General features: G+C 60.9%; 15 protein-coding genes and 1 pseudogene. 10 read left to right on the top strand and 6 right to left on the bottom strand.

The genetic code is table 11. The features are described from left to right. Window positions 1-216: formate/nitrite transporter family protein (locus BGN91_RS06065; RefSeq protein ID WP_292611431.1), on the top strand; the 216-nt coding region annotated here is incomplete at its 5' end. Between the two features lie 250 nt (window positions 217-466). Here BGN91_RS06065 and BGN91_RS06060 read toward each other — a convergent pair. The 3 genes and pseudogenes from BGN91_RS06060 to BGN91_RS06050 all read right to left on the bottom strand — a co-directional run. Continuing rightward, window positions 467-829, bottom strand: coding sequence for a hypothetical protein (locus BGN91_RS06060; protein ID WP_292611429.1), 363 nt, complete (start codon window positions 827-829; stop codon window positions 467-469). A gap of 165 nt (window positions 830-994) precedes the next feature. Beyond that, entirely contained in the window at window positions 995-1,210 is a 216-nt protein-coding gene (locus BGN91_RS06055) for a DUF2945 domain-containing protein (RefSeq protein WP_292611433.1), read from the bottom strand. A gap of 33 nt (window positions 1,211-1,243) precedes the next feature. After that, window positions 1,244-1,927 (bottom strand): annotated as a pseudogene (locus BGN91_RS06050) (ROK family protein); the annotation flags it as partial. A gap of 120 nt (window positions 1,928-2,047) precedes the next feature. On the opposite strand from BGN91_RS06050, the gene yghU reads away from it, so the two are divergent. The 6 genes from yghU (at window position 2,048) to BGN91_RS06020 (ending at window position 6,022) form a co-directional block, all read left to right on the top strand. Then, window positions 2,048-2,920, top strand: coding sequence for a glutathione-dependent disulfide-bond oxidoreductase (gene yghU / locus BGN91_RS06045; protein ID WP_292611427.1), 873 nt, complete (start codon window positions 2,048-2,050; stop codon window positions 2,918-2,920). Between the two features lie 45 nt (window positions 2,921-2,965). Continuing rightward, window positions 2,966-3,649, top strand: coding sequence for a 3-oxoacyl-ACP reductase FabG (gene fabG, locus BGN91_RS06040; protein ID WP_292611425.1), 684 nt, complete (start codon window positions 2,966-2,968; stop codon window positions 3,647-3,649). A gap of 184 nt (window positions 3,650-3,833) precedes the next feature. Next, on the top strand, window positions 3,834-4,376 hold the full coding sequence (fabA, locus tag BGN91_RS06035) for a bifunctional 3-hydroxydecanoyl-ACP dehydratase/trans-2-decenoyl-ACP isomerase (RefSeq protein WP_292611423.1): 543 nt from the start codon (window positions 3,834-3,836) through the stop codon (window positions 4,374-4,376). Between the two features lie 38 nt (window positions 4,377-4,414). Then, window positions 4,415-5,101, top strand: coding sequence for a DUF2161 family putative PD-(D/E)XK-type phosphodiesterase (locus BGN91_RS06030; protein WP_292611421.1), 687 nt, complete (start codon window positions 4,415-4,417; stop codon window positions 5,099-5,101). Window positions 5,102-5,401: 300 nt separating this feature from the next. Beyond that, window positions 5,402-5,701 (top strand): hypothetical protein, encoded by a 300-nt coding sequence (locus BGN91_RS06025; protein WP_292611419.1) that lies wholly within the window; start codon window positions 5,402-5,404, stop codon window positions 5,699-5,701. A gap of 78 nt (window positions 5,702-5,779) precedes the next feature. Beyond that, window positions 5,780-6,022, top strand: coding sequence for a DUF6719 family protein (locus tag BGN91_RS06020; RefSeq protein WP_292611417.1), 243 nt, complete (start codon window positions 5,780-5,782; stop codon window positions 6,020-6,022). Between the two features lie 43 nt (window positions 6,023-6,065). On the opposite strand, the gene BGN91_RS06015 is transcribed toward BGN91_RS06020, so the two are convergent. Further along, the gene (locus BGN91_RS06015; protein WP_292611415.1) at window positions 6,066-6,623 is read right to left on the bottom strand and encodes a CreA family protein; all 558 of its coding nucleotides are present in this window, start codon (window positions 6,621-6,623) and stop codon (window positions 6,066-6,068) included. Window positions 6,624-6,827: 204 nt separating this feature from the next. Here BGN91_RS06015 and BGN91_RS06010 point away from each other — a divergent pair, with 204 nt between their 5' ends. The 3 genes from BGN91_RS06010 (at window position 6,828) to BGN91_RS06000 (ending at window position 9,907) form a co-directional block, all read left to right on the top strand. Then, on the top strand, window positions 6,828-8,189 hold the full coding sequence (locus BGN91_RS06010) for a L,D-transpeptidase (protein ID WP_292611414.1): 1,362 nt from the start codon (window positions 6,828-6,830) through the stop codon (window positions 8,187-8,189). 208 nt (window positions 8,190-8,397) lie between these two features. Next, window positions 8,398-9,333 (top strand): polysaccharide deacetylase family protein, encoded by a 936-nt coding sequence (locus BGN91_RS06005; protein ID WP_292611412.1) that lies wholly within the window; start codon window positions 8,398-8,400, stop codon window positions 9,331-9,333. Window positions 9,334-9,355: 22 nt separating this feature from the next. Beyond that, on the top strand, window positions 9,356-9,907 hold the full coding sequence (locus tag BGN91_RS06000) for a dihydrofolate reductase (protein WP_292611410.1): 552 nt from the start codon (window positions 9,356-9,358) through the stop codon (window positions 9,905-9,907). A gap of 76 nt (window positions 9,908-9,983) precedes the next feature. Here BGN91_RS06000 and BGN91_RS05995 read toward each other — a convergent pair whose 3' ends face one another. Next, window positions 9,984-10,436: a DoxX family protein gene (locus BGN91_RS05995; protein ID WP_292611408.1), complete on the bottom strand. Its 453-nt coding sequence runs from the start codon at window positions 10,434-10,436 to the stop codon at window positions 9,984-9,986. Window positions 10,437-10,545: 109 nt separating this feature from the next. Beyond that, window positions 10,546-12,076 (bottom strand): phosphate acyltransferase (locus BGN91_RS05990; protein WP_292611406.1); only part of this gene is annotated, 1,531 nt, incomplete at its 5' end.

Below are 12,076 nucleotides of genomic sequence, written 5' to 3'. Positions count from 1 at the left end.
ATGTGGATCCCGATCGGGATGTTCTTCGCGCTGGGCTTCGAGCACACCGTGGTCAACATGTGGCTCTTCCCGACCGCCATCCTCTCGGGCGCCAATGTGAGCATCTACGAGTGGTGGGTGTGGAACCAGATCCCGGTTACCATCGGCAATATCTTCGGCGCGATGGTGCTCAACGGCACGCTGTGGTACTACACACATACTTTGCAGAAAGAATAGCAGTTCAACGTCGTCGTTGATCGCGGAGGTGAGGATCCTCGACTATTCGAGACAGATGCTTACCATCCTTCGATGGGCATCGATGATGAAACGATTCATCCTCTATACGATCTCCTGACACGTGCGGCTGTTCCCACGGATGCTCGCGGTCCAGAGAACAGCGATCGAAGTCGTCGGATCTATTGGCGCCGTCGCGACCGCTGGCCGGACGTTCCAGCCGCAGATTGTCGAGAGCTTCATCTTGCTCTCATCACCCACACGTCCACACCGGACCGATCGGTGTCTGCGTCCAGCACGGACCGATGCTGCCGCCGTTGTAGCGACCGCGGTAGAATCCGGGGCGACCGGGATAGCGCCATTCGCCGTCGTAAAGATTGAAATACTGCACGTTCGGATCGATGTACCAATGGCGCCGGGGACGGCGCGCATTGCGCAGCACCGACGCCTCCTGCCTGAACAGCGGAGCGGCATTATTCAGCGGCTGACGATAGCCCGGCAGAAAGCCGTAATTATGCGGACGTTGCGCGTGCTTCTTGTGACGCGGCGCGGCATCCGCGGCGACGAACGAGAGCGACAGGACGACGGCTATCAATAGATAAAGAACTCGCGACATCGGCACATCACAACGCGTTTCATCTAAACGGGAACGCTCCGTGAATATGTCATTGCGAGCGAGGTGAAGCAATCCGGTTCTTCCTCGGCTTTCAGGATTGCTTCGTCGTCATCGGAGACGACGACCGCGTCGCCCTGAGCTTCACGCAATGACAGTCAAGCCCCCTCACCTGCGCACATGCTCGAGCGCACCGCCCTTATGAGCCGCGACGTGATCAGTCTTGTCGCTCTTGATCTCATATTGCGGGTCGTCTTTGGATGCGCGGTGCATGTGCCCCTTGTAATCGAAATCCTTGGTGTGGACGGCGATAATCGTCCCCGACACGCGGCCCGCTTCTGAATTCCAGCTCACATGGTCACCATTCTTGAATCGCTTTGTCATTGTGTTTTCCCAAGGCTCGCGACATGCCGACGCCGCCCTTCCCTTCCACAACCGGAATCCGCCCTCGAACGCATCGGCGTTATCGCCTCGGCGCGATTTCGGCGGCAGCTTGTCGAGATGCGCGACATTGCCGCCGCCGATCAACACCTCGTCCGGTTCAAGCGCGGCCGTGAGCTGCTCGACGATATCAGCAACGTGCTTGCGCCATTTCCTGTCGCCGCGGCGCTTGCGTCCGGCTTCGCCGGCATAGTCCTCGTAGGTCTTGCCTTTGCGATACGGCAGGTGCCCCAACTCCATCGGCTCCGGTTCGCCGTCGATGATCATCGCGGAGCCCAGCCCGGTGCCGAGCCCGAGGAACAGCATCCGCCCGCCGCGATAGCCGCCGAGCGCCTGCATCAACGCATCGTTGACGACTTTCGTCGGCTTGCCGAACGCCTTTTCGAAATCGAAACCCTTCCAGCCCTCGCCGAGATTGAAAGGCTCGCGCAGCGGGCGATTGCCGCAGACCGGGCCGGGATAGCCGATCGAGACAACGTCGAAGGACCAGTCCTTCGTCAGCGCCCTGACCTTGCGAACCATCTGTTTCGCGGTGAGATCAGGCCCGGATTCGAACTCGCGCTTGATGCGGTCCCTGCTGGTCATCACCTTGACGTGAGACCCGCCGACATCGATGGCGAGAACGGTTCGGGCAGATTTTAGGGTGCGGGATGTGTTCATCTTGGCTCCCGTCAACGCGTGACGTATGTCATTCGTTCCTTCGGCGCCCGTACGCTTGCACGGCCGCGCATTCAGGACTAACTGATCCCAAAAACCCCCGCCTTCCGGAGCCCTCCCGCGATGACCGATGCACCCTACACGCCGCCAAAAGTCTGGACGTTTGACAAAGAGAACGGCGGCAGATTCGCGTCCGTCAACCGGCCAACCGCCGGCGCGACTCACGAGAAGGTATTGCCCGTCGGCAAACATCCCTTCCAGCTTTATTCGCGGGGGACGCCGAACGGCCAGAAGGTCACGATCATGTTCGAGGAGCTGCTGGCGCGCGGCCACACCGGCGCGGAATATGACGCGTGGCTGATCCAGATCGACGGCGAGCAGTTCGGCTCGGGTTTTGTCGAGGTCAATCCGAATTCGAAGATACCGGCTTTGATAGACCGCTCGAGACCTGTGCCGTTCCGTGTATTCGAGTCCGGCGCGATCCTCTTGCATCTTGCGGAGAAGTTTCGCGAGTTCATTCCGAAGGCAACAGCGGCGCGCGCGGAATGCTTGTCCTGGCTGTTCTGGCAAATGGGAAGCGCGCCCTATCTCGGAGGCGGCTTCGGGCACTTCTACAACTATGCGCCGGAGAAGATCGAATATGCCATCAACCGCTTCGCGATGGAGACGAAGCGGCAGATGGACGTGCTGGACCGGCGGCTCAGGGACAACGAATATCTGGCCGGCAAGGAATACACAATCGCCGACATCGCGGTGTGGCCGTGGTACGGCGGCCTGGCCGAGGGCAAGCTCTACGGCGACAGCGCCACCTTCCTCGACGTCCAGAGCTACAGGAACGTACAACGCTGGACCGCGCAGATCGCCGCGCGGCCTGCGGTAAAGCGCGGCCGCATTGTCAACCGCACCTCCGGCGATCCCGCAAGCCAACTCCGCGAGCGGCACGACGCCTCCGATTTCGAAACCCGGACGCAGGACAAGCTTGCCAAGCCGGCGTGAGATCCTGCCTCCGTACTTCAGCCATTCCAATCTGGAGATTTCTTCATGCATGGAAAGGTCATCGTCATCACCGGAGCCTCCGGCGCACTGGGCACGGTTGTCGCGAACGCGGCCCTCGCGCGCGGCGCCCGCGTGGCCGCGATTGACTTTGCCGGCGCGGCAAGCGGCGCGACCACAACCGACCGGATTGAACTCGGCGGAGTCGATCTGTCCGACGCGGCGCAGGCTTTGCGGGCCGTCGACGTCGCGGCCGCGCATTTCGGCCGGCTCGACGCTCTCGTCAACATCGCCGGCGGGTTCGCGTTCGAGACAATAGCTGACGGCGATCCGAAAACCTGGCAGCGCCTTTACGCGATCAACGTGACCACCGCGCTGAACGCATCGCGGGCCGCGATCCCGCATCTGATTGCTTCCGGAGCGGGCCGCATCGTCAATGTCGGCGCGATGGCGGCCTTGCAGGCTGGCTCCGGCATGGGCGCCTACGCGGCGTCGAAGGCCGGGGTGCATCGCCTGACCGAAGCACTCGCCGCCGAACTGAAGGGCAAGGTCACCGTCAATGCCGTGCTGCCCACCATTATCGACACTCCCGCCAATCGCAGGGACATGCCCAAAGCGGATTTCGCGACCTGGGTAACCGCGGACGAACTGGCGAACGTCATCCTGTTTCTGGCAAGCGATGGGGCAAGCGCCGTGACGGGAGCGCTGCTGCCCGTGCGCGGACGTGTCTGACCCACTTTGCCCGCTATAGATTTTGTAATATAACCAAACGAGGTAACAAGTAACGTCTTATTAACGCCCTTGTCTTTCAATCAGACAAGGCGCTGCCCTTTTTTACGACTTCGCTGGTGACCATGGAATTGCCCCGACTTTGTCGTGGGCGTGCTTCCTCTCCCTCCTGCAGGATCAGCGACGCATGCTTCAACGCCGCGCGAGCTACGAATACGATGATTTGCTGGCCTGTGGCCGCGGTGAAATGTTCGGGCCAGGCGAACCGAAACTTCCGCTACCTCCGATGCTGATGTTCGATCGCATCACGGAGATCACGGAAGGTGGCGGAAAATACGGACGCGGGCTGGTACGCACCGAGCTCGACATCAAACCGGACCTCTGGTTCTTCCACTGTCACTTTCACAACGATCCGGTGATGCCCGGCTGCCTTGGCCTCGATGGGCTTTGGCAGATGGTCGGATTCTATCTGGTCTGGCTAGGCCGCGACCAGCATGTGCGAGCACGCGCCCTTGGCCTTGGTGAATTGAAATTCACCGGCCAGATCCTGCCGCACATCCGCAAAGTTGCGTACACCGTGGATATCAAGCGCGTGATGCGCTCCAAACTGGTGATGGCGATTGCCGATGGCACGGTTTACGCCGACGGCGAGATGATCTATCGCGCCAGCGATCTCCGACTTGGCTTGTTCAAGCGCCTCCCTGATTCACCGATCGAACCTGAGATTTGATAAGCTCAGGCCGTGAGTCGTCCGGAGCCGCCGCACCCGTGGAAACTGTTCTCTATCTTCCGGTTAAACGTCATCTTGAAAGTCTCGGCTTCACGGTCAAAGGCGAGATCGGCGGCTGCGATCTGGTCGCGCTGAGCGGCGACGATCCGCCCGTCGTGGTGATCGGCGAGTTGAAACTCAGCTTCAATCTCGAATTGATCCTGCAAGGCGTCGAACGTGCCGGCGCCTGCGACGAGGTCTGGCTCGCCGCCAGGCTGTCGGAGCGCGGCAAGGGCCGCGAAAGCGACGCGCGCTATCGCAACCTGTGCCGGCGGCTCGGTTTCGGGATGCTCGGCGTGACCGACCGTGGCGACGTTGAAGTGCTGGTCGCACCCGCCACGGTCAACCCGCGCCGCAATCCTAAAAAACGCTCCCGGCTGGTGACGGAGCATAGGCGCCGCAGGGGCGATCCGGTCGCCGGCGGCACCTCACGGATGCCGATCATGACGGCCTACCGCCAGCAGGCATTGAGCTGTGCGGCCGCGATGGCCGTGGGTCCGCGCCGGGTGCGGGATCTCAGGCCAGAAAACCCGGATGCGGGGAAAATCCTTCTTCACAACGTCTATGGATGGTTCGACCGCGTGGAGCGCGGGACCTATGCCCTTACCGACGCGGGCCACGCCGCATTGAAACGATGGCCGCAGCATCCTTCTCAGGTGGCGCCACGATTGACCGGACCCGGTTGAGAACGCGGCTTGACGCCGTTCGCGGCCCCTGCTCCGGCTGCGACAATCTGAGGCGGCCATCAAAGCCTCGCGAGCGCGGCAAAATGCATAGCTGTATTGCCACATGAAATTCCGTATTGAGATGCAGCTTCGAGTCTCCTAAGGCGGAGGTGTTTACGTCCTTGCGCTCTGAAATTGAATCGAATCAACGACGTTGTGTACGGAACCAGACGAGCGGAGCAACGTCATTTCTCGAAAGGTCAGGCGCGGTCATGATGCGCGGAGGCGCGTCATGTTTTGCGCAATTCATTGAGGCGAATGATGAGTGAAGGCTGGCAGACGAAATATGGCATCCGGCGGGTTCGCCGCGATCCTCCCACGCTGGAGGAAGCCATCTTCGCGGCCACCGGGATCACCGACGATCTCGACTCGCAGGCCGAGATCGCGGCGTCGCTGATCGGGATGCCGCTCGATATCGTTCACGCCGAGGTCAAGAAAACTGCCCGGACTGTTGCGCGGTCGCCGACGACGCGGGTGATTGCCGGCGAGCAAGGCGCGCTGCGCTCGGTTGTCGTCGAGCGTCGCGTGGTGCGCAGATTCGGCAACGATAAACGATTCTGATCCGGGTCCGGGATCGCCGCTGCTAGCCGTCCTTGTAGCGCAATCGCATCTCCGGACCTGAGACTGATGGAGACGGTGATGCGTATTCGCGACATGCTGCTCCTCATGATCGGCGCATTGATCGGTACGGCGGCTGCCGCGAATGCCTCGCAAGTGTCGCGAGAAACCGACATCGTCAATCTGCGGCTGGGCGAACGCGTTCTTGTCGACGACGGATCGTGCCCGGCCGGGCAGATCAAGGAAATCGCCGGCGCCAAGCTCGGGCCGACCGGCGTCGTTCCGGCGCGCAAGTGCATATCGCGCACCGGCCCGAAGCGATGAATGCAGGATCGCAACCGCCAACCGGAAGCGACGCCTGACCAGCCTATTTGGAAATAAAATCCCCGCATTTTTGCACGTTCGTATCCGCGGTGCCCCATGGCATAATCGGGACAGAGGATGTCGAATTCTGTGGTGAGCCTTCAATCAGCCTGTCGGAATAAACCATGTAGACCAGCACATTTCGTTTTACGTCGCAGCCGCGCACGATCTGCATTTTCTTGAAGAACAGCGAACGTCGCTGTTTGAACATGTCCTCCCCCTGTCCCATCTTTCCCTTGAAATGAATCGGTCCGATCTGACGGCAGGACAGCGAGATATCCGAGACCTCTTCGGCTATTCCCAACCAGCCCTTGATGCCGCCCTTTTCCGGTACGGTGAAATGGCACGCGACGCCTTCGACCTCCGGATCATCGACACCATAGGTCGCAAGTTTGTCATTCGGGGTCAGCAACTTGAATACGGTCGAACGGCGAAAGATCAGGTCGGGTTCATCGGCCGCATGGGCTTGCGATCCGGCGAGCACTGCAATCGCAAGGATGACGAAGGCCCGGAAGTTCCAGGCCCTACGGTATTTGCCATCAGTTTGACCTCGAAATGTCATCATTTGCTCCGTTTGCTGGACCCAGCCAATGTATGGTCGCCAAGTTCCCGCGGAAAGATGCCCAGCCGAAACCGTGGGCATTAGATTCATGTGAACAAATTCACACTATTTTTGACCGAAGCGAGGCCGCCGATTTTTGCGCGAAAGAATGTCATGAGTGGCTGCGGCATTTGTGGCCGAACCGGGATTTCGAGGAATGAAGGCGTGAACGAGCATTGGTCTTTGTTTCCGGTCGCACGCTGGTTTTCGGGCAAACGATTCCCGATCCAAGCCGCTGCTGCATGGCCCGGCCCTGCTTGCCTCTGGTTTGGACTCGTTATCGTTGTTCTGTTCAGCCTGGGATCGCCCGCATACAGCCAGATATTCTGGCAGGACGATTATGATTATCCGGACATCTATGTAGAGGAGCCTCCTCCTCCGGCCGTGAGGCCGCAATCGCATCGCGCCAGGCATCATCGTCCCTCAAAGCCCGAACAGGCTGCCGGAAGCGCGCGCAAGCCCAAAGGGCCGCTCATCATCGCCATTTCGATCCGCCGGCAAAGGCTCAAGGTCTATGACGCCAACGGCCTTTTCGCCGAAACGCCGGTGTCGACAGGAATGCCCGGCCACTCGACTCCGCTGGGCGTTTTCAGCGTCATCCAGAAGCAGAAGTGGCACCGCTCGAATATCTACAGCGACGCGCCGATGCCTTACATGCAACGCATCACCTGGTCTGGCATTGCGATGCACGCAGGCGTGCTTCCGGGTTATCCCGCATCGCATGGCTGTATCCGAATGCCGACGAGTTTCGCGGTGAAGATGTGGGGCTGGACCAGAACAGGCGCGCGCGTGATCATCACTCCCGGCGAAGTGACTCCTGCGCAATTCCCGCATCCGCTGCTGATGACCCGTCGCCCCGAGCCCCCTCCCGCCGCTTCTGAAATGGTTACCGCCACCGCCATCGCCGAGGGCAACACGAAAAACACCGACATTGCGTTAGCCGCTATCAAGCGTGACGCGGACACGGTCGGGAGCGACGAGGAGCAGCCAAACAGTTCCGCCACCGCGGCGCAGGATCAGTCTCAACCCTTACCCCCCGATACTGTGAAAACCGAGCCTGAAACGATCCCTGCTCTCAAGCGGAGTGGTCGCATCGCGGTCCTGATCAGCCGCAAGGATAGCAAGATTTACGTGCGGCAGAACTTTGAACCAATGTTCGATGCTCCCGTCACCATCACCGCAAGCGACCGGCCGCTGGGAACACACGTGTTCACTGCCGAAGTCGACAAACACAGCGAGGGCGATTTCCGCTGGTCGGTCGTATCGCTCCCGACGACGACGACGCGCGCGGAGCAGGTTCATGGCCACGACAGCCGGTCGCATCGGCGGACGGACGGCGTGGTCGCAACGGCGACGGCCACTTCGGACAGCGCAACCGACGCGCTGAATCGCATTTCCATTCCCGAAAACGTCATGACGAAAATCGCCGATGCGCTATCGACCGGCGATTCCATCATCGTCTCCGATCAAGGCGTCGCTGGCGGCGAAACCGGCGAAGGCACCGACTTCATCATCAAGCTGCGCTAGCCGGCCTCCGCCGCTCTTGAACGCCGGGTTCAAGACAGTGACGATCATCACACAAGGAATGACACGGACGACCCGCTGGTCGCAACCCATGGGAACAGCTAACTGGCTGGGGGATAAATGCTAGTTTCGTGGGAGGCCGGCTATAGCTACGCTAAGATGCCGGCAAGGCGCGGGTGATTCAACGCGCAACGAACGTTGGGGTTATGATATGCGCATCGCGACGGGACTGATTTTTGCAGGCGCGGTTTCATTATGTGCAACGACAGCCGCGTGGTCACAGGCGCCCAAGGGAACGCCGCAAGCAGCTCCGACCGCGATTCCGGCTCCCGCGCCGACGGCGAGCGGACCGAAAGTCGCCTGCAACGGGAACCCCGATGCTCTCGGTGTCGCGCGCGTCGTGCAGGTCGATACCACCGGCGGCCCGGGTTTCGGCTTTGAACACTTCAAGCAGCTCGATTTCCTGCGCGACAAGGAAGTGGTGCTGACGTTCGACGATGGTCCGTGGCCCGGAAATACGCCTGCGGTGTTGAAGGCGCTCGCCGACCAATGCACCACCGGCATTTTCTTCTCGATCGGCAAGCACGCGACATACCATCCCGAGATTTTGCGGCAGGTCGCCGCCGCCGGTCATACGGTCGGCGCGCATACATGGTCTCATGCCAATCTCAACAACAAGAAGCTGTCCGAAGCGCAGCGCAAGGACGAGATCGAGAAGGGATTCAGCGCCGTCAAGTGGGCGCTCGAGGCTGCCCCTGCCCCGTTCTTCCGCTTCCCGGCATTGCAGCATCCGCCGGAGATGGTGACCTACCTTGGCGAGCGCAATATCGCGATCTTCTCTTGCGACGTCGACTCGTTCGACTTCAAGTCGCACAGGGCCCAACAGGTGGTCGACAATATCTTCAGGAAACTCGACAAGGTCGGCAAGGGCATCATTCTGATGCACGATTTCCAGAAGCATACCGCCGAGGCGCTGCCGGAGATTTTGCGCAGGCTGAAAGCCGGCGGATACAAGGTCGTGCAGATGAAGGCCAAGGCTCCGGTCGAGACGCTCGCGCAATACGACGAGGAACTGAAGAAGGACACCAAGCTGCCGACCGTGAGTTCACGGCCCGTCAACAGCGTTGTCCAGACAATCTCCGAATAGACGCGGCGATCCGGAACGCATAATGCTTCGCATCGAAGGATTCGTCATCGTATCGGCGGACGGAATGCTCGCCGATGCGAATCGTGTGATGCCGCAGGCGCTGAAATTCAAAGGCGACCTTGAGTTCTTCACCGCGGGACTTGATCGCGCCGATGTCGTCGTGCATGGCCGCAACTCCTATGAGGATCAGCCCAACTCGCCGCTCCGCAAGCGGATCATACTGACGCATCGCGTCGCGGATCTCGCCGCCGACCCCAGCAACCCGAAGGCGACTTTGTGGAATCCTGCCGGGGCCTCATTCGAGGAGGCCTGCAATCGCGCCGGGGTGCGCGACGGGACGGCCGCGATCATCGGCGGCCCGGTTGTCTTCGAAATGTTTCTCGATCGATACGATACGTTCTGGCTGTCCGAAGCGCCCCACGTGACATTGCCCGGCGGCGAAGGCTGTTTCCCGCACGTTCCCGACCAGTCTCCGCAAGCGTTGCTGACAGCGCATGGGCTACAGCCTCGCGAGACCATGATACTCGACGCGGCGAACGACGTTCGTGTCACCGCGTGGCGCCGTACGCCTTAGAGCTCTTGTTTGCAGATAAAGCGAGTATCGGTCGTCTTGGCTTTGGTTGTTTCAAAAACCGGAAAGTCGCCAGCGATCAGGCTTCGCTGCCAGCCGCAGCGGTCGCTCGCGGACGACGGCCGATCCCGGCGATGATGAACAATGCCCCGATCAGAGACAGATTCTTCAACGCGTGGATCATGTTGTTCTTCGCCTCAGGTCCGCTCTGGTTCCAGAAGTCGTGATAGTAGAACGTTGCAGCGACGACAAATGCGGCCAGCACCAGCGAAAAGAAGCGCGCGCCAAGGTTGAGCGCGATGAGCACGCCGCAAATGAGTTCGAGCGCGCCGACTGCGATGGCCAGCATTTGAGCGGTCGGCATGCCGGTCAACGCTTCAAGCTGGGTCGTGAGACTCGTCAGAACGGCCGGGATGACGACCTTGGATGTGATTCCTTCCGCCGTCCCTCCGATGTCGAACAGTTTTGACGCGCCCGAAAAGATGAACAACACCGAAAACAAAACTCGTCCCACAGTGATGAACACTGGCATGATCAGCCCCCCACAAATTCAGGCGAACGTGGATCGTCCTTCAGGAATTCGAGTATGAACGCTTCGCGCGACGTTTTGAAAGATCGAAAAAAGGACCGCCCGTCATATTTCAGCCGAACAAGGTAGGTTGCTGCCGACTCGTGCGCTCCTGCGCCTCGACCACTGCCACGGCCGTCATGTTGAGGATGCCGCGCGCCGTTACCGACGGCGTCAGGATGTGCGCGGGCCGCGCAGGGCCGATCAGAATGGGACCGACCTGCAACCCGCCGCCGATCACCTTGATCATCTGGTAGGCCGCGTTTGCCGCATCGAGATTGGGCAGGATCAGAACATTGGCGACACCGGTCAGCCGCGAATGCGGCAGGATCAATTGCCGCGCCGACTCCGACAGCGCGGTATCGCCCTGCATCTCGCCGTCGGACTCGATGTCGGGATGGCGTTCATGAAACAGATTGGCGGCGCGGCGCACCTTGCGCGAAGACTCTGTATGATAGCTGCCGAAATCGGAATGCGACACGAACGCGATCTTCGGCTTGATGTTGAAGCGCTGCACATGCACCGCCGCTCGCGCAGCGATGTCGGCCAGTTCCTCGGCGGAAGGGTTCGGACGAACCTGCGTGTCCGCAATGAAATAAGCGCCCTTGCTCGTGATCATCAATGACAGCGCGGCGAAATCGCTCGCGCCGGGCATGTATCCGATGATTTCCCGAACGTGGCGAAGGTGCCGCATGTAGCTGCCTTCCACGCCGCACAACATGGCGTCGGCCTCCCCGCGCACCACCGCAAGCGCGGCGATCACCGTCGCATTGGTGCGGATCGTGGTGCGGGCGACATCGGGCGTCGCGCCGAAGCGGCCTGCGGCGTCGATATAGGACTGCACATATGAGCGGTAGCGGGGATCGTCCTCGGGATTGATGAGGTCGAAATCCTTGCCGGCCTTGATCGCGAGGCGCAGACGCCTGATCCGCGTTTCCACCACCGACGGGCGACCAACCAGAATCGGACGCGCCAGTCGCTCCTCGAGCACCTGCTGGGTCGCCCGCAGCACCCGCATATCCTCGCCTTCGGCGTAGATCACCCGACAGGGCTGGGTTTTCGCCTGGGTAAACACCGGCTTCATGACAAGGCCGGAGCGGAACGCAAAGCGTTCGAGCCGCCCGTGGTATTCGTCGAAATTCGTGATCGGCCGCGTCGCGACGCCGGACGCCATGGCCGCTTTCGCAACCGCAGGCGCGATGCGCAGGATCAGCCGGGGATCGAACGGACTCGGAATCAGCGAACCCGGTCCGAAACCTTCGGTCTCTCCGTCAAACCGGATCGCCGCATCGGACGGCGGCTCACGCGCGAGTCGCGCAATGGCATCGGCGGCGGCGTGCTTCATGTCCTCGTTGATCGCGGTCGCGCCGACGTCGAGAGCGCCGCGGAAAATGAAGGGAAAGCACAGGACATTGTTCACCTGATTGGGGAAGTCGGAGCGGCCGGTGCAGATCATCGCATCGGGCCGCACCTTGCGCGCCTCGTCCGGCATGATTTCGGGGTTCGGATTGGCGAGCGCCATCACCAGCGGCTTGTCCGCCATCTGCGCGACCATCTCCGGCTTCAGCACGCCGCCGGCCGAAACCCCGAGAAACACGTCCGCG

It is taken from the genome of Nitrobacter sp. 62-13 (assembly GCF_001896955.1).
In the GTDB taxonomy this organism is placed as follows: Bacteria; Pseudomonadota; Alphaproteobacteria; order Rhizobiales; family Xanthobacteraceae; genus Nitrobacter.
This window is presented reverse-complemented; position numbering and strand designations above follow the sequence as displayed.

Bases quoted from the DNA above. Each gene is read 5' to 3' on its own strand.
- yghU (WP_292611427.1), top strand. From the start codon at position 2,048: ATGACCGATGCACCCTACACGCCGCCAAAAGTCTGGACGTTTGACAAA.
- BGN91_RS06005 (WP_292611412.1), top strand. From the start codon at position 8,398: ATGCGCATCGCGACGGGACTGATTTTTGCAGGCGCGGTTTCATTATGT.
- fabG (WP_292611425.1), top strand. From the start codon at position 2,966: ATGCATGGAAAGGTCATCGTCATCACCGGAGCCTCCGGCGCACTGGGC.
- BGN91_RS06020 (WP_292611417.1), top strand. From the start codon at position 5,780: ATGCGTATTCGCGACATGCTGCTCCTCATGATCGGCGCATTGATCGGT.
- BGN91_RS06060 (WP_292611429.1), bottom strand. From the start codon at position 829: ATGTCGCGAGTTCTTTATCTATTGATAGCCGTCGTCCTGTCGCTCTCG.
- BGN91_RS06025 (WP_292611419.1), top strand. From the start codon at position 5,402: ATGAGTGAAGGCTGGCAGACGAAATATGGCATCCGGCGGGTTCGCCGC.
- BGN91_RS06055 (WP_292611433.1), bottom strand. From the start codon at position 1,210: ATGACAAAGCGATTCAAGAATGGTGACCATGTGAGCTGGAATTCAGAA.
- BGN91_RS06015 (WP_292611415.1), bottom strand. From the start codon at position 6,623: ATGACATTTCGAGGTCAAACTGATGGCAAATACCGTAGGGCCTGGAAC.
- BGN91_RS05995 (WP_292611408.1), bottom strand. From the start codon at position 10,436: ATGCCAGTGTTCATCACTGTGGGACGAGTTTTGTTTTCGGTGTTGTTC.
- fabA (WP_292611423.1), top strand. From the start codon at position 3,834: ATGCTTCAACGCCGCGCGAGCTACGAATACGATGATTTGCTGGCCTGT.
- BGN91_RS06000 (WP_292611410.1), top strand. From the start codon at position 9,356: ATGCTTCGCATCGAAGGATTCGTCATCGTATCGGCGGACGGAATGCTC.